The 21,140-nt window shown below is 68.4% G+C and carries 16 protein-coding genes and 1 pseudogene; 8 read left to right on the top strand and 9 right to left on the bottom strand.

Annotation, left to right across the window (positions count from 1 at the left end):
* Window positions 1–287: 287 nt before the first annotated feature.
* Window positions 288–2,135, top strand: a complete 1,848-nt coding sequence (locus NBW84_RS10990; protein WP_250284233.1) for an HAD-IIIC family phosphatase — start codon at window positions 288–290, stop codon at window positions 2,133–2,135.
* Here NBW84_RS10990 and NBW84_RS10995 read toward each other — a convergent pair.
* From NBW84_RS10995 to NBW84_RS11020, 6 genes are all read right to left on the bottom strand, one after another.
* Window positions 2,098–2,634 (bottom strand): LLM class flavin-dependent oxidoreductase, encoded by a 537-nt coding sequence (locus tag NBW84_RS10995; RefSeq protein ID WP_250284236.1) that lies wholly within the window; start codon window positions 2,632–2,634, stop codon window positions 2,098–2,100. The two genes, NBW84_RS10990 and NBW84_RS10995, sit on opposite strands and share 38 nt — an antisense overlap.
* Window positions 2,635–2,689: 55 nt before the next feature.
* Entirely contained in the window at window positions 2,690–3,682 is a 993-nt protein-coding gene (locus NBW84_RS11000) for an ATP-binding cassette domain-containing protein (RefSeq protein WP_250284238.1), read from the bottom strand.
* Window positions 3,669–5,534 carry an ATP-binding cassette domain-containing protein gene (locus tag NBW84_RS11005; RefSeq protein WP_250284241.1) on the bottom strand — a complete coding sequence of 622 codons (1,866 nt, stop codon included), beginning with the start codon at window positions 5,532–5,534 and terminating at the stop codon, window positions 3,669–3,671. Before NBW84_RS11005 ends, NBW84_RS11000 begins: the two co-directional genes overlap by 14 nt.
* 98 nt (window positions 5,535–5,632) lie before the next feature.
* Entirely contained in the window at window positions 5,633–6,544 is a 912-nt protein-coding gene (locus NBW84_RS11010) for an ABC transporter permease (RefSeq protein ID WP_250284243.1), read from the bottom strand.
* 16 nt (window positions 6,545–6,560) lie between these two features.
* A complete protein-coding gene (locus NBW84_RS11015; protein WP_250284244.1) occupies window positions 6,561–7,838 on the bottom strand; it encodes an ABC transporter substrate-binding protein in 1,278 nt (425 codons plus the stop codon).
* Complete coding sequence (locus NBW84_RS11020) at window positions 7,813–8,130, bottom strand: hypothetical protein (RefSeq protein WP_250284246.1); 318 nt, start codon at window positions 8,128–8,130, stop codon at window positions 7,813–7,815. Before NBW84_RS11020 ends, NBW84_RS11015 begins: the two co-directional genes overlap by 26 nt.
* Window positions 8,131–9,314: 1,184 nt before the next feature.
* On the opposite strand from NBW84_RS11020, the gene NBW84_RS11025 reads away from it, so the two are divergent.
* Window positions 9,315–10,016, top strand: a complete 702-nt coding sequence (locus tag NBW84_RS11025; RefSeq protein ID WP_250284249.1) for a haloacid dehalogenase-like hydrolase — start codon at window positions 9,315–9,317, stop codon at window positions 10,014–10,016.
* Between the two features lie 10 nt (window positions 10,017–10,026).
* Here the strand turns inward: NBW84_RS11025 and NBW84_RS11030 are convergent, their stop codons facing one another.
* Complete coding sequence (locus NBW84_RS11030; RefSeq protein ID WP_047223158.1) at window positions 10,027–11,451, bottom strand: helix-turn-helix domain-containing protein; 1,425 nt, start codon at window positions 11,449–11,451, stop codon at window positions 10,027–10,029.
* Between the two features lie 247 nt (window positions 11,452–11,698).
* On the opposite strand from NBW84_RS11030, the gene NBW84_RS11035 reads away from it, so the two are divergent.
* Genes NBW84_RS11035 through tmk form a run of 4 tightly spaced genes read left to right on the top strand, consistent with a single transcriptional unit; the run spans window position 11,699 to window position 15,469 of the window.
* A complete protein-coding gene (locus tag NBW84_RS11035; RefSeq protein WP_250284252.1) occupies window positions 11,699–12,538 on the top strand; it encodes an ATP-binding protein in 840 nt (279 codons plus the stop codon).
* A 45-nt stretch (window positions 12,539–12,583) separates the two neighbouring features.
* The gene (locus NBW84_RS11040) at window positions 12,584–13,390 is read left to right on the top strand and encodes a hypothetical protein (RefSeq protein ID WP_217699289.1); all 807 of its coding nucleotides are present in this window, start codon (window positions 12,584–12,586) and stop codon (window positions 13,388–13,390) included.
* Entirely contained in the window at window positions 13,374–14,840 is a 1,467-nt protein-coding gene (locus NBW84_RS11045; protein WP_047223159.1) for a B12-binding domain-containing radical SAM protein, read from the top strand. Before NBW84_RS11040 ends, NBW84_RS11045 begins: the two co-directional genes overlap by 17 nt.
* Window positions 14,837–15,469, top strand: coding sequence for a dTMP kinase (tmk, locus tag NBW84_RS11050; protein ID WP_250284255.1), 633 nt, complete (start codon window positions 14,837–14,839; stop codon window positions 15,467–15,469). Before NBW84_RS11045 ends, tmk begins: the two co-directional genes overlap by 4 nt.
* Here tmk and cyaB read toward each other — a convergent pair.
* Both cyaB and NBW84_RS11060 read right to left on the bottom strand, forming a co-directional pair.
* On the bottom strand, window positions 15,385–15,996 hold the full coding sequence (gene cyaB / locus NBW84_RS11055) for a class IV adenylate cyclase (protein ID WP_076843543.1): 612 nt from the start codon (window positions 15,994–15,996) through the stop codon (window positions 15,385–15,387). The genes tmk and cyaB overlap by 85 nt on opposite strands.
* Before the next feature lie 211 nt (window positions 15,997–16,207).
* Entirely contained in the window at window positions 16,208–16,681 is a 474-nt protein-coding gene (locus NBW84_RS11060) for a helix-turn-helix domain-containing protein (protein WP_052914604.1), read from the bottom strand.
* Window positions 16,682–17,124: 443 nt separating this feature from the next.
* Between NBW84_RS11060 and NBW84_RS11070 the strand changes: the two are divergent.
* Window positions 17,125–20,184 (top strand): annotated as a pseudogene (locus NBW84_RS11070) (BPTD_3080 family restriction endonuclease).
* A 45-nt stretch (window positions 20,185–20,229) separates the two neighbouring features.
* The coding region (locus tag NBW84_RS11075) for a DNA methyltransferase (protein ID WP_445548690.1) at window positions 20,230–21,140 on the top strand (911 nt) is incomplete at its 3' end.

A 21,140-nucleotide genomic window follows, 5' to 3' on the forward strand; every position in this document is an offset into this window, starting at 1 on the left:
GTTTAGTAGCTGCCCGGATGATTTGACGGTGTGTCCGCGGCCTTCGGATGGCCGGATGGCCGGATGGCGTTCGGATACTCCGATGCGGTCACGACGGCTGGCGAACTCCGCCCGTGGATCGATGCTGATCCGCTCTCGAGAAAGGTTCCGGCGATGACGGTCTCCAATTCCACGGTTCCGCGCGGCCCATCCCAGGCGTTTCCGCGGCACCCGCCGGCGGCCGGCGGGCCGCCACCGACCTGCTCGGCCTGCACCGTGACGGTCGGACAGCCGCCGAGTTCCCCAGGGTGCGCCAGCTGCTGGCGGACGCCTCCGCGCAGGAGCTGGCCCGGGCGGGGCGCCTGCTGGCCCAGGTCGACCCGGACGAGGTGCTGCGGGAGCATCCGTCGACCCCGGTCGTGCGGATCGCCGTCACCGCGCACGGGACGGTGTCTGCGCTGCTGCCGGCCCTGGCCGGGGAACTGGGCCGGCATGGCCTGCTGCTGCGCCCCCATCTGGGGGCCTTCGACAGCTACGTGTTCGAGCTCACCGATCCCGGCAGCTCCCTGCACGCCCACGGGGCCGATCTCGTCCTGGCCCTGCTCGACCCGACGATCGTCTTCGACGAGGTGCCGCTTCCGTGGGATCCCGACGCGGTCGAACGGGTCCTGGACGCCAAGATCTCCCTGCTCGAGACGTTGGTCACCCGCTTCACCGAGATCAGCCGGGGAACCCTGGTGCTCAACACGCTGCCGTTGCCACGCCGGTTCACCGCCCAGCTCGTCGACCATCGGTCGCGGGCCCGGCTGGGGGCGGTGTGGCGGCGGGCGAACGCCCGGCTGCTCGGCCTCACCGAGCGCTTTCCCGCGCTGGTGGTGCTCGATCTGGACCCGCTCGTCGCCGAGGGCGTGCCGGTCACCGACCCCCGGCTGACGGTCTACGCCAAGGCGTACCTGTCCACCGAGCTGCTCGCCGCCTACGCGCGGGAGGCCGGCCACCTCGCCCGCAACATCGCAGGGCGTACCAGCAAGGCCCTGGTGCTCGACCTGGACAACACCCTGTGGGGCGGGATCGTCGGTGACGACGGGGTGGAGGGCATCGAGGTCGCCGGCTCCTACCGGGGTGAGGCGTTCCGGGCCGTGCAGAAGGTCGTGAAGCAGATCGGGGCGCAGGGTGTGCTGCTCGCGGCGGTCAGCAAGAACGAGGCCGACGTGGTGCGCGACGCGCTCGCCGGGCATCCGGAGATGACGCTGCGCCCGGACGACTTCGTGCGGGTCATCGCCAACTGGCGGCCCAAGCACGAGAACCTGCTGGACCTTGCTGCCTCGCTCAACATCGGGGTCGACAGCTTCGTCTTCGTCGATGACTCCCCCTACGAGCGCGGCCTCGTCCGGGCCGAGCTGCCGGACGTCGCCGTGGTCGCCGTCGACGAGGATCCCGCCGGCCACCTGGACGCGGTGCTGCGTGACGGCTGGTTCGACACCCGGGAGCTGACCGCCGAGGACCGGGTCCGGGCACGGCGCTACCGGGAGGAGCTCGACCGCCGCGACTTCCAGGAGAGCTTCACCTCGATCGAGGACTACCTGAGCGGCCTGGAGATCGTGGTGCGGCTGGGGGTCGCCCGGGATGCCGACGTGCCCCGGGTCAGCCAGCTCACCCTGCGGACGAACCAGTTCAACACCACGACCCGCCGGTTGCCCGCGCCGGACCTGCGCGATCTGCTCGACCGGCCGGAGCACACGGTTCTCACGATCCGCTCCGCGGACCGTTTCGGTGACAACGGCCTGGTCGGCGTGGTCTTCCTGCGCCGGGTGGAGGAGGTCGTGCACATCGACAACTTCCTGCTGAGCTGCCGGGTGTTCTCCCGGGGAATCGAGCAGGCGTGCCTGGCGACCGTGCTCGAACGCGCCCGTGACACGGGCGCGCGCGCTGTCGTCGCCGCCTACCGGCCGACGGCGAAGAACCGCATCGTGGCTGACTTCTACCCCCGGCACGGGTTCGCCCCGACCAGCCCGGCATCCGTGGACGGCCCGCGGGGGGCGAACGCGCGGGACGGCGGCGATGGCGCGACGACGTTCCGGCACGATCTGACGTCGCTCACGCAGATCCCTGCCTACGTCACCCTGCTCGACGAAACCCTGGTGGCTGGCTCGTAGGCGGGTGACCGGCAGGCACCGGCAGAAGTGGCCGGCAGGCACCGGCGGAACAGGTGCTGGCGGACCCGGACAACAGATACAGATACTTGCCAGACAACAGATACTGACCAGACGGCAGTACGGCCCGCCGTGACGGCGGGCCGTATCCGCTGATGTGGTCGATCGTCGCGAGTTGCCGGGCGATGGTGTAGGGCTCGCTGTAGGTGGTCGACACCGTCCCGACCAGGCCGATGTTGCTGCTGACTGCCGCGAGTGCGCCCAGCAGCGCGATCGGTTCGAACTGGGTCAGGTACTGCGGGGTCGAGTTGGCGTTGATGTGCAGGGTGTCGGTGATGAAGAGCAGGTCGAACCGCCCCTTCTCAGCCGTACGGATCCACTGCTGGTAGAGTTCGAAGTCAACGGAGCCGTCCGCGGGCACGTCGGGATGGCGCCAGCCCGCGACCGCGCTGCCGAGCCCGTGCAGCAACGCGCCCAGCTTCAGCCTGCGGTCTGCTGTCATGGTCGTCCACTCCTTCTCGGATGCTTCTTCTTGGCCGCTCCCGGGGATGCCGGTTTCAGCCTGTGACGGTGCTCCCGGGCTCCGAGAGGGCCGGGGCCGGGCCGTGGTCACGGCCGTAACGCTCGGGACCGGGGCCGGGGGCCGGCAGCGGGCTCGACGCGAGGAGTAACTGGGTGTAGGAGTGCTCGGGTGCCGTGAACACCCGCGCGGTCGGCCCCTCCTCGACGATCCGGCCGTTGTGGAGGACCGCGACCCGGTCCGCGACGTCCGCCATGCTCGCGAGGTCGTGCGAGATGATCAGCATGGCTATCGCCTGGTCGTCGCGCAGCCGCGCGAGCAGCCGCAGGATGTGCGTGCGGTTCGCGGCGTCCAGGGCGCTGACCGGTTCGTCGCAGATCAGCAGCCGGGGGTGGGTGACGATCCCGCGGGCGATCGCGACCCGCTGGCGCTGGCCGCCGGAGATCTCGCCGGGCAGACGGTCGAGGAACTCCGGGCCGAGGCCGACGGCGACGAGGGCCTCGGCGGCGCGCTGACGGCGTCCCGCGGGATCGAGCTCCCGGCGGATCGCGAGCCCTTCCGTGACGATGTCGACGACCCGCTGGTCGGGGTCGAGCGAGCGCAGCGGGTCCTGGAAGATGAACTGGATCCGGCCACGGCGGCGCAGCGCCCGCCGGTGCCGGCCGCGCAGGCCCTGGATCTGCGTACCCTCGAACCGGATCGTGCCGGCGGTGGGGCGCACGAGGCCGACGACGGCCCGGCCCAGGGTCGTCTTGCCCGATCCCGTCTCCCCGATCAGCCCGACGATCTCGCCGGGGGAGATCGTGAGGGCGACGCCGTCGAGGACGGTGTGGGTGATCCCGTCCGGGCCGTGGAAACCGGCCCGCAGGCCAGCCACCCGCAGCAACGGCTCGTCGTCCGCGGGAGACAGGTCGTGGGACGGTCCGGTGCTGGCCGCTGGGCCGGCGTCGGCCGGCAGCTGGGCGGTGATCGGTTCGCCGGCCGCGTCGGAGTGCTTGCGGGCGGCGGGCACGAGCTCAGACCCGGACAATCGGAGCCTCCTGAGCGGACCCGGGGGAGGCGGCCGGCACAGCGCCTGCCGAGACCGCCGCGACCAGGGAACGGGTGTAGGGGTGGGAAGGCCGGTGGACGATCTCGTCGGCCGGGCCGGTCTCGACGATGCGGCCACGGTGGAACACGGCGATCCGGTCGCACACGCCCGCCACGATGTCGAGGTCGTGCGTGACGAACAGCAGGGACATGTTCAGCCGTGTCCGCAGGGCCGCCAGCAACGCCAGCACCTCGGCCTGGGTACGCACGTCGAGTGCCGTGGTCGGCTCGTCGGCGACGAGCAGGTCCGGCTCGCACGAGACGGCGACGGCGAGCATGACCCGTTGCTGCATCCCGCCGGAGAGCCGGCTGGGGATCTGCCGGGCGACCTTCGCCGGATCCCGGATCTCCACCGCGGAGAGCAGCTCGAGGGCCCGCTGCCGGGCCGCCTGCCGGCCCAGCCCACCCTGGCGGCGCAGGGCCTCGGTGAGCTGCCGGCCGACGGTGAGCGACGGATTGAGGTAGGACGCCGGATCCTGGAACACCGTCCCGATCCGGGCGCCACGCAGCGGGCGCCACTGCTTCTCGGTCAGCGCGGTCACGTCCTGGCCGTCGAAGACGATCGTTCCGCCGCTGACGACGCAGCCTTCCGGCAGGGCGCCGAGCAGCGCGCGGCAGGTGAGGGTCTTCCCACTGCCGGACTCGCCGACGAGCCCGAGAGCCTCACCACGGCCGAGAGTGAAGCCGACCGCGCGTACCACGTCGCCCCGGTGGCCAGTGGCCGTGTGGCTGGGCGCGGTCACCCACAGATCCGTCACCCGCAGCAGCGGGGCACCGGAGCCTTCCCGGCGCACCGGGTCGTCGGGAACATTCGGGGGGGTCCCGCTACTCGTACGGTCGGCTGTGCCCATGCCCGGTGTGTCCGTGGCGGCCGGGCTCCCCGGCCCAGCCGTGGCCTGCTCAGACAGGTCGGGCGAGGTGACGGGAGATGGTGAGGTGGCGCGGGACAAGCCCCGACGCGAATGCCTCGGGGCTCTGACGTCGAGGCCTTCGCGCAGCCCGTCCGCGAGGGTGTGGAACGACCAGATCGTCAGGACGATGATCAGCCCGGGCCACAGCGGCGCGAGCGGGTCCTCCCACAGATGGCTGGTTGTCACCGCGAGCATGCCGCCCCAGGTCGGCGCGGGAGGCTGGCTGCCCAGGCCGATGAAGTTCAGGCTCGATCTGGTGAACACCGCGCCGCCCAGCGTGATCGAGGTGGTGACAGCGATCGTCGGCAGGACCTTGCGCCCGACATGCCGGCGGATGATCCACCATCGAGAGGCGCCCAGCAGGGCGGCCGACTCGACGTACTGGGTGCGGCTGAAACCGAGCGCCTCGGCCCGGACGATGCGGAAGAAGCGTGGCGCCATCAGGAACCCGATCGCGATGACCAGGGCGGCCGGGCCGTTCGAGAACAGCCCGCCGACCGCGACCGCGAAGATCACGGTGGGCAGTGTGAGCAGCGCGTCGACCGTCCGCAGGGCGGCGAACGCGGACCAGCGGCCGAGCAGTGCGGAGGCGATGCCCGGCAGCACGCCGAGCAGGGCGCCGAGGGCCGTCATCGCCACGGCGCTTAAGATCGTCTCGCGGGTGCCAGCGACGAGCCGGCTGAGGGTGTCCCGTCCCAGGTAGTCGGTTCCCAGCCAGTGGCTTCCGCCGGGAGCGGCCAGGGCCGAGTCGAGGTCCTGGGCCAGGGGGTCGTGGGGGGCCAGCGTCTCACCGGTCACCGCGACCGTGAGAATCACGATGATGAACAGGCCCGCCGCCCGGGTGGGCAGCGAGGAGAAGACGGCCCGCAGGGCGTGTCTCATCGGTGCTCCTCCCTGGTGGCCGGCCGCAGCCGGGACAGCAGCGTGTCGACGGTGATGTTGGAGATCAGGACGAACGCGACCGTCACCAGCAGCACTCCCTAAATGACTGGCACGTCATGGCTGGTGGCGCACTGCAACGCGTATCGTCCGATCCCCGGCAGGCCGAACACCGTCTCCACGACGACGGCCCCGCCGAGCAGGTCGGGCAGCTCGAGGCCGAGCGTGGCCAGGGCGGGCCCGGCGGCGTTGCGCAGCGTGTGGCCGAACAGAATCCGAGCCGGGGACAGCCCGCGCAGCCTCGCTCCGACGACGTAGTTCTCCCCGAGCGAGCTCACCAGGGAGGTGCGCAGCTGCCGGGCCACGACGGCGCCGGGCAGCAGGCTGAGCGTGAATCCCGGCATGATCACATGGCGGAGCCAGTCGAGGGGATCCTTCGCGATCGGCACGTACCCGCTCGCCGGCAGCCATCGCCAGGTCACCGCGAACAGGACGACCAGCACGACCCCGACCAGGAACACCGGGACGGTGAGCGCGAGCGAGGACACCGCCGTCACCAGCCGGTCGACGACGCTTCCCCGCCACACCGCCGCCGCGATACCGGCCGCGGCGCCGAACAGCACGGCCAGCACCACGGCGACGCTCACGATCGACAGGTCGGCCGCGAGCCGCTGCCCCAGGCTGTGGGCGACCGGGATGTCGGAGAAGTACGACCTGCCGAGATCCCCGCTGACGGCGTCGCCCAGCCAGCTGAGGTACTGGGTGACGAAGGGGCGGTCGAGCCCCCACAGGTGCCGCAGCTCGGCGACCTGCTCCGGGGTCGCGTTCTGGCCGAGCTTCTGCGCGGCCGGGTCGCTGGGCGACAGGAAGGTCAGGGCGAAGATGACCAGGCTGCTGATCAGCGCCACGATTACCGCCGTGGCCAGCAACGCCGCCACGCGGCGGACGGCGGGCAGGACGACCCTGGTCGCTCCCGCCCGCCGGCCCCGCGGGCCGAGTGTGATCTCGGTCATGGGATAGCGGGTCCGCCTACCCGGCCAGCCGGACGCCTTCGAGCCGCGGTGAGGTGAGATACCCGACCAGGCCCGTCAGCTTCTTCGAATGGGCGAGCAGCCAGGGCTGGGAGAACACCAGGACATCCGAGCCCTTGGTAGCGGCTATCTTTGTGGCCTCCTGCAGGGCGGGGGCGTAGCCCGGGTCGTCGATCGGGAACCGGGCGACGTTCTTCAGCGCCTCGGTGAGTGCCGCCGGGTCGTAGCTGCTGTACTGCGTGGCGGTGGTCGCGAGCTGCTGGGCCGGGGCTTCGCGGCCGAAGGTCCCGCTCAGCAGCAGGCCGACCTCGCGCTTGACGTAGAAGCGTTCGGCGACCTGCCCGAACGGGATCTTCTCCAGTTTGACCGTCAGCCCGATCGCCTCGAACTGGGCCTGCAACAGCTGGGCCTCCACCTCGCGGTCCACCCCGCCCGGGCTGGTGAAGTAGCTGATGACGACCGGCGTGCCGTCGTATCCCGCCTCGGTCAGCAGCGCCTTGGCCTTCGCCGGATCGTGAGTATAGAGGTTCTCAAGTGACGGGTTGTAGCCGACGTAGCCACGCGGGAAGGGCTGGTAGACCACCTCGCCGTGGCCGGCGTTGAGCTTGTCCAGCAGTTCCTGCCGGTTGACGGCGTGGTTCAGCGCTTCGACAATCTTCGGATTGTCGAACGGCTTGATCGTCCGGTTGATGGCGAGGTTGGAGATCTGCAGGCTGCGGAACTCCTCCACCTGGAGGCCCGCCGCGGTCAGCGCCTTGGCCTGCGGTGGGGAGATGTAGTTGGCCAGCTGTATCTCGTCGCTCTGCAGCGCCGCCGCGATGGTGGCCGGGTCGGAGAGGAACTTCAGGGTCACCCCGGCGAGGTGGATGTTCGCCGCGTCCCAGTAGGCGGGGTTGCGCGTCAGCTCGGCCTGGCCGTCCGGCACGTAGCTGGTGAGGGAGAACGGACCGGCGCCCACGGGCTTCGTGGCCAGCGCCTTCACGTCACCGGCCAGCGCCCGGGGACTGACGATCATGCCGCTGCGCCCGCCGAGGACGAGGGGCAGTGCGTAGTCCTGGCGGCTGAGGTGGAAGACGGCCTCGGTCGGGGTGGCCGCGTCCACCGAGGCGATCGCGGCGAGGGACGGCGCGACCTGCGAGCCCGTCTGGTTCTTGCCCCGTTCCACGTTCTGTCTGATCGCCGTGGCGTCGACCGGTGCGCCGTCGGAGAACGTCTGGCCGGGGCGGAGGGTGAAGGTGAGCGTGAGTCCGTCAGGGGAGAACTTCCACGCTCGCAAGCCCTGGCCCGGCATCACCGTCGGGCGCCAGCCGTGTCAGGGAGGCGTAGGCGAGGCTCAGCGGGGTGACGTCGATACCGGAGTTGGAGGCGACGGGATCCCAGGTCGACAGTGGCGGTATCGACCAGCTCAGCACACCGCTGGCGGCGGAGGGGTCCGAGGACACCGTGTCGTCGCTGCCGCAGGCGGCGGCGGTCAGCGCGACCGCCGCTACTACGACGGCGGCGAGAACGGGGCGTCGACCGCGCCGGTGGCGGCGCCGACGGCTGACAGCGGATAAGACGTTCTGCACCGTGTTCCATTCATATACGGGTACGGCGGGCCACGGGCTGCGTCCGCTGAATCTTGTGATGACCGGATTCTTTTGTGGTGTGTCATATAATTGTGCGCCTGTTGTTGTGTTGACGTGGATGCCATGCCGACGTGGATGCCGTGTCGACACGGATGAAGTGTCAGCATGGACGACGTGCCGCCGTGACATTCCTGATGTGGACGCCTCGGCGTTTGTTTGTGAGATGTCGAGGCGAACATCGAGAACATGACCGGCGCTGGGCCACGACTGGCACGGACGTGACCGGGCCGTGACGATTCATCGGTCGGTACGGAAGGCGGGGCAGGAGAGCTTCCGTCGCGGAGGATGCGGGTCAATTTCTGGAAATGACTGGTGATACGGGAGCGGATGGTACCGGGTGGCCAGCGTCCGGGTGGCTGGTGTCAGAGTCCCTGACTCGTCGTCCCTGATCTGTTCGGAAACGACTACCGGCTGCTCGGCCTGTGGCGGCCCGAGATTTCGCGGGATGCCCGGTTGAACGATCCGCCCGGACCCGGACAGGAAGCGGTCACAACGACACCGAAGTCGACATGACGCCGACGGAAGAAGCTCATCCGCCGAATCCTCACGCCCCTGTACACGCCGTCGAGGGTAACCGGAACGGGACACACGGGAACGCGGTCGTCCATTGTGCCCCTTCCTCCGAGATCATCATATGTCGCATCCGACACCGTACCGGCACGGTACTCCGGTTAGCAAGGCCTCCACCAGGAGCTCGCTCCTCGGAGGCGCGCGCTGCCCGCCAGTTCCCATGGTCAGCGATGCGGCCGGTGGCGCGGAGCGCCCACCTGGTTACGTTGTCGGCCGTCGGCGCCTTCACCGGCTTCGCCTTCGGCGGCTTCGCCACGACCGGCGCCCACGGCGCCTGACCCAGGAAACGGGCCCGCGGCCGTACCTCCGCCATGAACCGGGCGGCCTTCTTCGGCAGGGGGAATTCCGGCACGAACCTGTGTCCCGGATAAACGACATCACGCCTGGCGGCTTCCGGCTTCCGGCCGACGCCGCGTGCGCTCTCGTCCGCGTAGAACCGGATCGTGCTGTTCACAATAGGGGGCCGCTCTGGTTCTCGGGGCCGCACCGAACGTCGAGGTCCAAGTGGAAAACCAGTCGATTCACATACGGGTCGGCTGTGAGATCATGGTGAAGTGACCGTACCCGCCCTCATCCTGTGGGACATAGACCGCACCCTCGTCACCATTGGCCCGGTCAGCCGGGAGATCTACGCCCGCGCCTTCCAGTTCGTGACCGGCCGTCCCCTGCGGGAGCTGGCCGACATGACCGGCCGCACCGAGCGCGCGATTCTGCTGGACACGCTCCGGCTCAACGGCGTGCCGGACGACGAGCCGACCTTTGACGCCTTCTACGAGGCTCTTGGTCAGGCCGCCCGCCAGCTCGAAGGCCGGATGAGGGAGTCCGGCCGTCGCCTGCCCGGTGCGAAGGAGGCTGTCGCGAGTCTGGTGGCCAAGGACACGGTGCAGTCCGTGGTGACCGGCAACATCCGCTCCATCGCGGCCACCAAACTTCACGTCTTCGACCTGGAAGACCACATTGACCTGGAAGTTGGCGGCTTCGGGGATGACGACAGCGACCGAACCGTACTGGTACGGCTCGCGGTCAGGCGGGCCGAGGCCAAGTACGGCGTGACCTTCCCACCGAACCGGACCGTCGTCATCGGTGACACGCCGCACGACGTGAAAGGCGCCCACGATGCTGGCGTGCGGGCGGTGGGAGTTGCCACCGGCGGTAGTACCGCGGTGGATCTTGAGGCTTCCGGGGCTGATGCTGTCCTGCCAGATCTCACCCGGCCCCGCGCCCTACGGGCGGCTGTCTTCGGCCTCGTTGGTTAAAGCCGCTGGGTCAGGTCGTCGCCAGGCGGAACCGCTCTGCGAAGTCCCGGGCCGCGGGCACTGCGCCGAACGGCGCCAAGCCGTCTGCAAACTCTTTCAGGCGCAGGGCCACCCGGGTGGATCCGATGGCTTCGCTCACCTCCAGGGCGTTGCCGGCTGTCTGGCAGGCCTGCTCGACGTTGCCAGCCAGCAACTGGCACTTGGCCAGCCGGGACAGGTAGTGCACCCGGTCCCGCACCCGGTAGGGCGCCCGTCGGGTGAGCAGATCAATGGCTTCCGTCAGCGCCGTCGAGGCCTCGGTCGTCAAGCCCAGTTCGAGGAAGCAGGCACCCTCCTGGGCCGCTACTTCCACCTCGTCGACGTAGGATACCCACAGTGGTTCATCGCGGTGGCCGGCGCGCTCAAAGTCGGCGCGGGCTGTGTCAAGGCTTCGCAGACAGCCGTCCTGGTCACCCACCCCGGCTTGGGCACGGGCCAGGCGGGTGCCCAGCATCGTCCTGGTCAGCGGCGTGAGGTTCGTGGTCCCCGAGGCCAGCGCGGTTTGCGCCAGTGACAGTGCCGGCCCTCGCCGCCCCCGGTAGGTCTCCTGCAAGCTCATGTACGCTAGGGCGCTGGCGGCCAAGCCCGGTTCGTCGCCCTCGTGCGCTACGTAGATCGTGGTGGTGAAGTAGCGGCGGGCCGTCCCGTGGTGGTCGGCGTCGAGCGCCAGCCAGCCGGCCATCTGGGACAACTGTCCGAAGGGCACGAGCCCGTCGCCCGAGTCCTGCTCTACGGTCACTGCCATCCGGGCGACGTAACGAGACAAGGGCAGATACAGACTGTCACCACCTAGTTCGTCGTCGAGCTGCAAGAACAACTTCAGCAGCAACTCGGCACTCTGGCCGTTGGTCATGCCGTCGAAGGCCGAGATCCCGATGGTGGGTGTGCGTCTCTCGCCAGCGGCCAGGGGCAGCCGGCCAGATGTCAGGCTTCCGAGTAAGGCGGGCAGATCCGGCCCCACGGGCACGGCCGCCGCCGCCGGGGCGGACTCGACCGGTTCGCTGCGCTGCTCGGGGAGCTGAAACCACAGGAAGCGTCCCGGGATGCGCAGGGTCCGTGCCCACATCACAAGCCGGTCCAGGTCCTTGATCGGCGGGCCCGACTCGATGCGGGACAGCTGCACCTGGGAGATACCGACCCATCCTCCGACCAGCTCCTGGGACAGCACCCGGCCGTGCCACGGATTGCGTCGGTAGGCGGCGACGACCCGGCCGATATGCCAGCTGGCCAAGGCATCGCGCAGCTCGTCCGTCTGCCAGAAATGATCTGGCACCACCGGGGCTTGGAGACGCAGTTCCTGCCGTTTGCGCTGGCACGCCGCACAGGATCCGGTGGCGTTGTAGCGGGCCAGTCGGCTCCCGCAGGAACGGCAGTACCGGCCCGGTGCGACGTTCATATTTTCCCCGACCTGTCCCCATTCGCGGCCGTCCCGGCGCGCTCGGCAACAGTGTAAACACACGCCCGTCACCCCGGGTCAAATCCTGGAAACATCACGTATAGGCGTCATACATCCCTGGGCATGGTGGGGTCCGGGATGCTCGTTCACGCTTGAGCCCAGGCGCCCGGGGCCGGGTCGAGGTACGGCTCCCCGGTTCCGGGCGTTGTCCACATCGGGTGATCTTCATATCAGGACGGGAGGGCCGGTGGACGCAAACACCGGAGGGCAGGACTCCGCACTGGGACCGCCGGGCGCTGCGGCGTTGCACCGCATCGCCGTTGGGTTCGCGGCCGCGTGGGGACATCTGGAAGCCATTGGCGTCGCCCTCGCTTGCGCCGTAGACGAGCTACCCACCACGGCCGTGGGGCAGGCGGTCATCGAAGAGCGGACGGAAGCGGTTGCGGCCGAGCTACGCCGCTTGGGCGGTTCAGCCGGCATGAACCTGCCGTCCGCAGTGGCTCCGCAGCCAGCCGCCCATCTGCGGTCGAGCGTCCATCAGTTCGCCGCGACCACCACGGCCCCGGCGCTGGCCCGACATGAGGTAGCCCAGTTACTCCAGACCCGGGGACTTGGGGATCTCATCGACACCGCCGGTCTCTTGGTTTCGGAGCTCATCACGAATGCGGTCCGGGCCACCCAGGCGCTGGACAGTAATCCGAAATCCATCGTGACCATGCGCCTCAGCTGGGCCGCCGCAAGCCTCATCATCGAAGTCTGGGACCGCAGTCCACAACTGCCCGTACTCCAAGATCAATGCCTCGATGGCGAGGGTGGTCGGGGCCTTCACATCGTGGAAGCCCTGAGCCTCGCTGCAGCCTATTACCCGTCGCCCACCGGCCAGGGCAAAGTCACCTGGTGCCAGATCGAGGCGCCGATACCCGCTGAAGCTGAGGCGCCAACACCTCTTCTTCCATACCGCCGGCCGAGTGTCGCCCGCACCGATCCCGGTCTGGTTTTCGATGATCTAGTGGTATTACGGCGAGTCCTGGACGGCCTGCGCGCCCTTGACACCAGTCTGCCTCGGGGTGACGCTGTGAGATACTAGCGTTCCACTTTTCGCCCACGCATACCGTAACCCGGAGTTTTACTCATGCCGCTTGTCGCAGATAGCTGGATGACCGAACACCCCGCCTGGCTCCCCACCGAAAAAGGGGCGCGCCGCGTATTTGCATTGCCGGGTGGCCCGGTCCTGGCAGAGGTGGAAGGCGACAGCCTCACCCTCACCGCGCTCGGTGGAGACGACACCGAGCCGGCGGCAGACGTCTTCAGCCTGCCGGACGGTGCCGCCGCCGAGGTGCCGCAGTTGGCGAAGGAACTGTCCGGACTTGGGCGGGTGGGGCGCTTCCGTAACCCGTCGCTGTGGGAAGCGCTGGGTACTGCCATCCTGCGCCAGGTCATCCGGGCGGGGCAGTCCAAGAGGCTCTTCCGCGAGCTGTGCGCGGCTCACGGGGAGCAGGTACCGCTGCCGGATGGTGACGCTTACGCGCTGTTTCCTACGCCGGAGACCATCCTTGCTCTGACGGATGAGCGGTTCGCCGAACTTGGCCTTGCCTTCAAACGGGCTGCCTTGCGGGCTGCCGCCACGGCATATCTGAAGCATGGTGTCGGCTGGAGCCGTCTTTCCCTCCCCGTCCTCGTCGACGAGTTGCAAGGCGTTCAGCGCATCGGCCCGTGGACGGCCGGCGCGGCGATCGCTGACTACACAAATGACTGGAGCCTGTATCCCTACGCCGATCTGGCGGTGCGGACCTGGGCGGGACGGGCCGCCCCGTCACACCTTTGGCTCCACCACGAGCGCGCTTTCGGCGCCCAGTGGCGCCATCTAGCCAGCGAACACCTTTCTACGCTCACCCTTCTGACCCTTGCTTGGGGATCGCAGTATGGAGATATCGGATGACGGCGCCGTTCGGGGCGCCGACCTGAGCCGTCCGCTCGACGCGGTATTTGTCAATGCCCCGCTGCGGGACTATAGTCTGCGGCCCCGGGTCAATGATTTCACCCTGCCGGTTCTGGGCATGGCCTACATCGCCACGTATGCGGCAGCGCAAGGCTTCAACGTCGGGATTGTCGACGCCGAAGCCCTCGGGCTTGGCGTCAAGGAAACCTGCCAGCTTGTGAACCGCCTCGGTCCACGCTGGGCCGGCTTCAACCTGCTGGCACCGACGTACGAGATCAGCGCGGAGATCGCCTCCGGTCTGGACCGGGACATCTACGTCATGGTGGGCGGCCATCAGGCCAAAGCCATGCCCGAGACCATCATCACCGACCCCCGCTTCGGGGCTCTCGAAGCTTTGGTGCTCGGCGAGGGCGAGACCCGGGTGGCGGAGCTGCTGAGAGACAGGCGCGCACGGGCCGACCTGCCCGGTGTCATGTGGCTCGACCCAATTCTGCACCAGCCCGTCACCGGCGGCAGGCCAGGCGCGGGCCACCACCTGGCACCCGACGTGGACCGCCTGCCCTTCGTCGACCGCCGCTTCCTGGCGAACGACCCGTACGAGGCGCCGGACGGCCGGATAGAGGCCAACATGGTCGGCGCCCGCGGCTGCCCCTACGATTGCTCCTTCTGCGGCGCCGCCGTCAGCGCCAACCCCGACATCACCATCCGCACCCGCACACCTGCGGGGATCATCGCCGAGATGGAGGCGCTGCACGAGGCCTACGGCGTAACCGCCTTCCGCTTCGTCGACGATCTCTTTCTGGGCTACGAACGATTCATCCGCCGCTGCATGGACGCCTTCACAGCCCACGGCATCGGTGGCCGCTATGTCTGGGACGCCACCGGCCGTATCAACATTCTGCACCGGGCCGACGACGCCTTGCTCGATCTGCTCGCAGCCAACGGCCTGCGCGAGGTGGCTCTGGGCGTCGAGTCCGGCAGCGAACGGCTCCTCGGGTACATGGGCAAACGCATCATGCCGGACATGACCCGCTCCGCGGTCCGCCGCCTCACCGAGCGCGGCATCTCGGTGAAGGGCTACTTCATCCTCGGCTTCCCCACCGAGACGCGCGACGAGTTGGCCGCCACCGTCCGTCATGTCAGGGAGCTGTGGGAAGTGGCCGATCCACATCCGGGGAGCTTCCGGGCCTCCGTCTTCGAGTTCCGGCCGTATCCGGGCACACCGGAGTGGAGCCGGCTGTTGGCCACCGGCCGCTACCAGCCGTCACAGTTGCTGGCCTACACCGCCGTGGACCTCACCAAAGGCGGCGTCGACGAAGCCATGCGGGGGCGCGATGAATTCAACTTCTCGGTGAATATTCAGTTCGGGGAGGCCAATGTGGAGGAGGTACGGGCCGCCCTCATCGAGCTATCCCGCGAGCAGCACGCCCGTTCCAGCATCCGCCGATGAACAGGGGCTTTTTCGTCGCCATCGACGGCCCCAGCGGCATCGGTAAGAGCACGATCACCGCGGCCCTGGCCCGGCAGTTCGCGGGACAGGGCCTGCCTGTGCTGGCTACCAAAGAACCCACGGCCAGTCCCCTGGGTAGCCTCACGCGTTTTGGCACGGACGACTACGAGGGTCTGGCTCTGGCCTGCCTCGTGGCCGCCGACCGCTACCAGCACCTCGAAACCGAGATCCGTCCCGCCCTCGCCAGCGGCACCGTGGTGGTCTGCGACCGCTACGTCGCTTCATCCCTCGTGTTGCAACGCCTCGACGGTGTACCAGCCAAGTTTCTATGGACGCTAACCGAGCAAGCCGACCGGCCCGACCTGACCGTCATCCTCACCGGCGATCCCATCCGCTCCCGCGAGCGGGTGGCCCGGCGCGGCCTCTACAGCCGCTTCCACCGCGGCGGCCCGGAAGCCGGTGCAGCCGAGGCCGAGGCATACCGGGCCGTCGCCGCCGAACTCCAAACCGCCGGCTACGCCGTCGTGGTACACGACATCGGGACTCAGACGGCCGAAGAGGTGGCCGCCGTACTGGCAGCTTCGGTGCTCTCCCGGCGGGAAGGTAGCCGGACCACCGCTCCTTCCTGAGCCGCCCGCACGAGGGAGTCATACGTCTCGGTCGTGCGGGCGGCCGGGACACCCAGCGCCGTGACGAAGGCTGCCAGCTCCTCTTGGATCTGGGCGGCGGGCTCGTCGTCGGGCACCATCCGTTCGAGTTCCAGGAAGGTCCCGACCCCTTCCAACTCGTCCAGGCACAGCGACACGTCGCCGTGCTGGCCGGTGCGCCGCGTCTTCGCCACGCGGACGGTCGCGCGGTACCCCATACGCAGGATGGCCTCGTGCATCTGCCGGCGGTCCGCGACCTCCGTCTCGTATTCCAAGCAGTCCTGAGCATTGACGCCCGGCTCCTTCAGCGTGAGCCAGTGGCGCCCGTCCACTGTGCGAAGCCGCAGGAACGAAACTCCAAGCCTGCTGTCCCCGAAGGACCAGCCCACCGGGGCAAATGCCTGGTCATCCTGGTAGGCCGGTTTGCCAACATGAATACCCCGCGCCCTGAGGGCGACGAGCAGCGCCTCCGGGTCTGCCACGGAATACTTGACCTCGACCTCGCGCACCGGCTACCTCCATAGTTGGAACGACTGCAACCAGTTTAGCGAGACGTCATCCAGGCGCGAGAGCGGGGTTGTCCCCGCATGTCCACCACGAAGGAAAAAATCTGTTACGCATGACATAACGAGCGTTATTCATAGCCCATTGACCAGGAGGCATGGACTTCCTCAGTCGCAAAAACGCGCGCGATGGTCATGGCGGCGGTCCGGTATGTTGTCAGTCGGCTGGGAGATACAGGTCGGCGTCTATCATGTCGTTCATGGCGGTGGCCAGTGCTCGACGCCGTTTCGTCTTTCGCGCCGCATACTCCTCCAGATCGGCCACTGCGACCCGCCGGTGGCGACTGCCGGGAAGGGCCCGGGCCGGAATGGTCCCGTCGTCGAGAAGTTTCAGCAGCAACGGGCGTGAGATCCCCAGGTAGGCCGCTGCCTGGTTCGGAGTCAGTTCGCCGGTGGAGTCGGGGGAGAGGATCCGCACGCGATGCCCGGCCGCCTGCTCATAAGCCGTGTGGAGCAGGGCGCGCAGCACGGCCACGGGCGCGTCGACCTGTACGCCGCCCACGACGAGCACCACCGACCCGGAGTCTGATGACGCGATCGCCTGTTCCACGGCCGATGCGAGGTCCGACGACGCCCGTCGGGTCGGGGCGTCCGGGCTGTTCAGCTCAAGAACCGCCGGATGGGACGTCATGCTTCCTCCCGCGTCACCGGTTCCGCCATCGATGATCATAGTAGCTTCTATCTGAAGCATCTGTAAATCTACTCGATCTCGATCTCGATCGCGGGACGCAGTCGGATCATTGGGATCTCTCGAGCCCGGAAGCCGGTGGGCAGGGGAGTCTCGACGAACTCGCCTCACTGGTGGGTGGACGGCGATGAATTCCGCGCCGCAGCCCGGCTTGCGGTGAACCGGCTCGCGGGCCGTGACAGTATCCGGTATGTAACGCTATGCGCTGCCCGGCCGCATAGCGGACCTGTCGGGCCCGATCGCTACGCTGTGCTGGTTGTCCGTCCGGCCATGCTGTCGTTACCCGGGGCAGGGTGGTCGGCCGGCATGTGTCGGCCGGGCGCTGCCTGGCCAGTGGGGGCAGGCCAGGCGCTGCCTGGCCAGTGGGGGGAGGTGACACCGTCGTCATGAGTGCGGTGATCGAAAATCCGATCATCAACTCGCCGTACGCCGAGCCGAGACGGCACTGGCAGTTCGACGAGCAGGGCCTGATCACCGACGAGCTCGCCGCCGTCCGGCGGCCCAGCGAGTCGTGGATCCCGGTTCCCACCCCTCGCAAGGGCCGGGGGAAGGCGGTGCAGACCGAGCTCGACATCCTCGACGTGGCGGAACGGCGCCGTCGTAACGAGCAGGTCGACCAGATCCGGGACCGGGTCGCCATCTGGCGGCAGCGGCGTTATCCGAACGTCACCCCGACGACCCGCCGTCTGCTGGAGTACTGGTCGGACGAGGAGCGGGAGAACCGCGTCCTGTTCTGCCAGCGGGAGGCGGCCGAGACGGCCGTCTTCATCGCCGAGGCCGCGCCGAAGCAGGGCGACGAGTGGGTCCGCAACGCCCTGGCCGAGCAGAATCTCGACCACAATGACGGGCTGCCGCGGGTCGCGTTCAAGATGGCGACCGGCGCGGGCAAGACGGTCGTGATGGCGATGCTGATCGCCTGGCAGACCCTGAACAAGGTCGCGAGCCCGAACGCGCCCGTTTCACCCGACGCTTTCTGATCGTGACACCCGGCGTCACGATCAGGGACCGGCTGCGGGTGCTGCTCCCCGCGGACGAGGAGAACTACTACAAGCAGCGCGATCTCGTCCCGGCAGATCTGTGGGGCCCGCTGCGCCAGGCCGAGATCGTCGTCACGAACTTCCACTCCATTCCTGCCGCGCGCGACGAAGGAGGGCAGGGGGATCTCGGCCAACACCAAGCTTCTGCTGACCGCGGGCGGGGCGGACGACCCGTTCGTCGAGACCCCGGACCAGATGGTCAACCGGGTGCTGCGGGAGTTCTCCAGCTCCCGCTCCTCCGAGATCATCGTGCTCAACGACGAGGCGCACCACTGCTACCGGGGCCGGGCGGCCGCGGTCGGCGAGAACGCCACGACCGAGGACGACCTGGCCGGAGAGGAGAAGAAGGAGGCGCACAGCCGCAACGCCGAGGCCGGGGTGTGGTTCTCCGGGCTGCGCCACATCGCCCGCAAGATCGGTATCAAGACGGTGTACGACCTGTCCGCGACACCGTTCTTCCTCAAGGGATCCGGTTATCCGGAGGGCTACCTGTTCCCCTGGGTCGTCAGCGACTTCTCCCTGATGGACGCGATCGAAGCCGGCATTGTCAAGATCCCACGGGTGCCGGTGGACGATGACGCCATCGGTGACGAGGTGGCCTACCTGCACCTGTGGTCGAAGGTCGGCACCGAGCTGCCGAAACGGCTCCCGAAGGGCACGACGCTGGCCGGCCAGGGCCTGCCCGGCGCGCTGGAGGGGGCGCTGCGCAGCCTGTACGGCAACTACGCCAAGGCGTTCGCCCGCTGGGAGTCCTCCGACGCGGCCGCCCGCGGTGAGACGCCGCCGGTGTTCATCGTGGTCTGCAACAACACGACCGTCTCCAAGCTGGTCTACGACTTCGTCTCGGGTTTCGAGCAGGCCATGGGCCGGGTGAGCGCCCTGGTGCCGGGGGCGCTGCCGTTGTTCTCGAACGTCGGGGACGGGCGCTGGCTCGCGCGTCCCCGCACGATCCTGGTCGACTCCATCCAGTTGGAGTCCGGCGAGGGCCTGAAGGAGGACTTCAAGAAGATCGCGGCCGCGGAGATCGAGGCGTTCAGGGCCGAGCACGCCGCCCGCACCGGCCGGCCGGGTGAGGAGCTGGACGACGCCACCATCCTGCGCGAGGTCATGAACACCGTCGGCAAGGCGGGCCGGCTCGGTGAAGGCGTGCGCTGCGTCGTGTCGGTGTCGATGCTCACCGAAGGATGGGACGCGAACACGGTCACGCACATCCTCGGGGTGCGCGCGTTCGGGTCGCAGCTGCTGTGCGAGCAGGTGGTCGGGCGCGGCCTGCGTCGACGCTCGTACACGGTGAACGAGGACGGGATGTTCGAGCCGGAATACGCCGAGGTCTACGGCGTGCCGTTCTCCTTCATCCGGGTCTCACCGGAGAACGCCGACCCGCGGCCGCGCCGGCCGCAGACGCAGGTGAAGGCGGTCGAGGACCGGGCGGACGCGCGGATCGTCTTCCCGAAACTCGACGGCTACCGGATCGAGATCCCCGACGGTCGGCTCACCGCCGACTTCGGCAGGGAGCACCATTTCGAGGTGCCGTTCGACATCGCGAGCTGGACGGAGATCCGTGGGGTCGTCGGCGAGAAGGAGGTCCACGACCTCAGCGAGCTGGCCGGGAAACGGCCGCAGGAGGTCGCCTTCCGGCTCGCGCACACGATGCTCAACCGCTTCTTCAACGACGCCGGCGGGCAGCCCCGGCGCTGGCTGTTCCCGGATCTCGTCCGGATCGCCCGGCAGTGGCTGGACGAGTGCGTGACCTACGCGCCGGGAGCGCGCGTCGGTCATCTCACGCTCGCCGAGCTGCGGGAGATCGCGGCCGAGCAGATCTGGCACGCGATCACCCCGGAAAGCGGCCCCGGGGAGGAACGGGTCACCCCGATCTTCCGCCGGTACGACCCGTGGGGCTCGACCGATGCCGTCGACTTCTTCACCACGAAGCGGACGATGCGGACCGACCCGCGGAAGTGCCACGTCAACCATGTCGTGCTCGACGGCTTCGACGGCAACACCTGGGAGCAGATCATGGCCCAGACGCTGGAGTCCCTGCCGCGGGTCGCGGCCTACGTGAAGAACGACCATCTGGAGTTCGACATCCCCTACGTGCACGGCGCGCGGACCCGCCGCTATCTGCCGGACTTTCTGGTGCGGCTGGTCCGACGGGACGGCGACGTGCCCCGGCATCTGATCGTGGAGGTGTCCGGCTCGTTCAAGACGCACAATGCCACGATGCGGGCGATGACCTCCAGCAAGGCGGACACCGCCCGCAACCTGTGGTGCGCCGCGGTGAACAACCACGGCGGGTACGGCCGCTGGGGCTACATCGAGATCACCGATCCGGTGACCACCCGGGAGAAGCTCGACGAGGCGATCGACCTGCTCCACGCGGACGCACCGATCACCGGGCTGCCGACATGACCGTTCCCGGCGGTGTGACCGGTTCCAGGAGAGGGGAAGACAAGCATGCCGCCGCGTAGAAAGGCGCCCGCGCAGGCGGGCCCGGTGCCAGTGACGTCGATCCGCCACGACGACAAGCGGGTCAACATCCCCACCGCGGACGCGCACGACTTCATCCCCGACGAGGTCGAGCAGCCGGTCACCGTCGTGTACCAGCGGGATCCGTCGCTCGACCCGCAGTTGGTCTGGAAGGGCAAGGACGCGCAGGACTCGGTCGACCTCGCGGTGACCGCCCCACCCGTCTACATCCAGGAGAAGATCGACCCGCTGGTGCTGGTCGAGGAGGTCCGCAAGGCATCCGCCCGGGGCGCCCAGCAGGATGAGCTCGACCTGTTCGCCGACTTCGACGGCCTGGACGACTTCGACGCGGTCGACTACTACCGGCACGCGGCGAACTGGTCCAACCGGATGATCCTCGGGGACTCCCTCGAGGTCATGGGGTCACTCGCCGAACGCGAGGACCTCCGCGGCAAGGTCCAGATGATCTTTTTTGACCCGCCCTACGGCATCAAGTTCGGCTCGAACTGGCAGGTCTCCACCCGCAAACGGGATGTCAAGGATGGCAAGCTCGAGGACGCCACCCGCGAGGTCGAGCAGATCAAGGCGTTCCGCGACACCTGGGAGTTGGGCATCCACTCCTACCTGTCGTACCTGCGCGACCGCCTGACGGTCGCCCGCGACCTGCTCACCGACTCCGGCAGCATCTTCGTCCAGATCGGCGACGAAAACGTCCACCTCGTCCGCTGCCTACTGGACGAAGTTTTCGGCAGCGAGAACATGGTGTCGCTGGTGACGTTCCGTAAAACCACTGCGGCGACGGCCCAGTATCTGGCTGGCGTTTGTGACTATATACTTTGTTATGCTTACGATTATGATCATCTTAAGTATAGAGAACTTTATGCTTGGCGGGGTCAAAC

The sequence above is a fragment of the Protofrankia sp. CiP1_Cm_nod2 genome, assembly GCF_920664355.1.
Lineage (GTDB): Bacteria > Actinomycetota > Actinomycetes > Frankiales > Frankiaceae > Protofrankia.

Coding starts and splice junctions, on each gene's coding strand:
- NBW84_RS10995 (WP_250284236.1), bottom strand. CDS start 2,634: ATGACAGCAGACCGCAGGCTGAAGCTGGGCGCGTTGCTGCACGGGCTC.
- NBW84_RS11005 (WP_250284241.1), bottom strand. CDS start 5,534: ATGAGACACGCCCTGCGGGCCGTCTTCTCCTCGCTGCCCACCCGGGCG.
- NBW84_RS11010 (WP_250284243.1), bottom strand. CDS start 6,544: ATGACCGAGATCACACTCGGCCCGCGGGGCCGGCGGGCGGGAGCGACC.
- NBW84_RS11030 (WP_047223158.1), bottom strand. CDS start 11,451: ATGAACGTCGCACCGGGCCGGTACTGCCGTTCCTGCGGGAGCCGACTG.
- NBW84_RS11040 (WP_217699289.1), top strand. CDS start 12,584: ATGCCGCTTGTCGCAGATAGCTGGATGACCGAACACCCCGCCTGGCTC.
- NBW84_RS11045 (WP_047223159.1), top strand. CDS start 13,374: ATGGAGATATCGGATGACGGCGCCGTTCGGGGCGCCGACCTGAGCCGT.
- tmk (WP_250284255.1), top strand. CDS start 14,837: ATGAACAGGGGCTTTTTCGTCGCCATCGACGGCCCCAGCGGCATCGGT.
- NBW84_RS11060 (WP_052914604.1), bottom strand. CDS start 16,681: ATGACGTCCCATCCGGCGGTTCTTGAGCTGAACAGCCCGGACGCCCCG.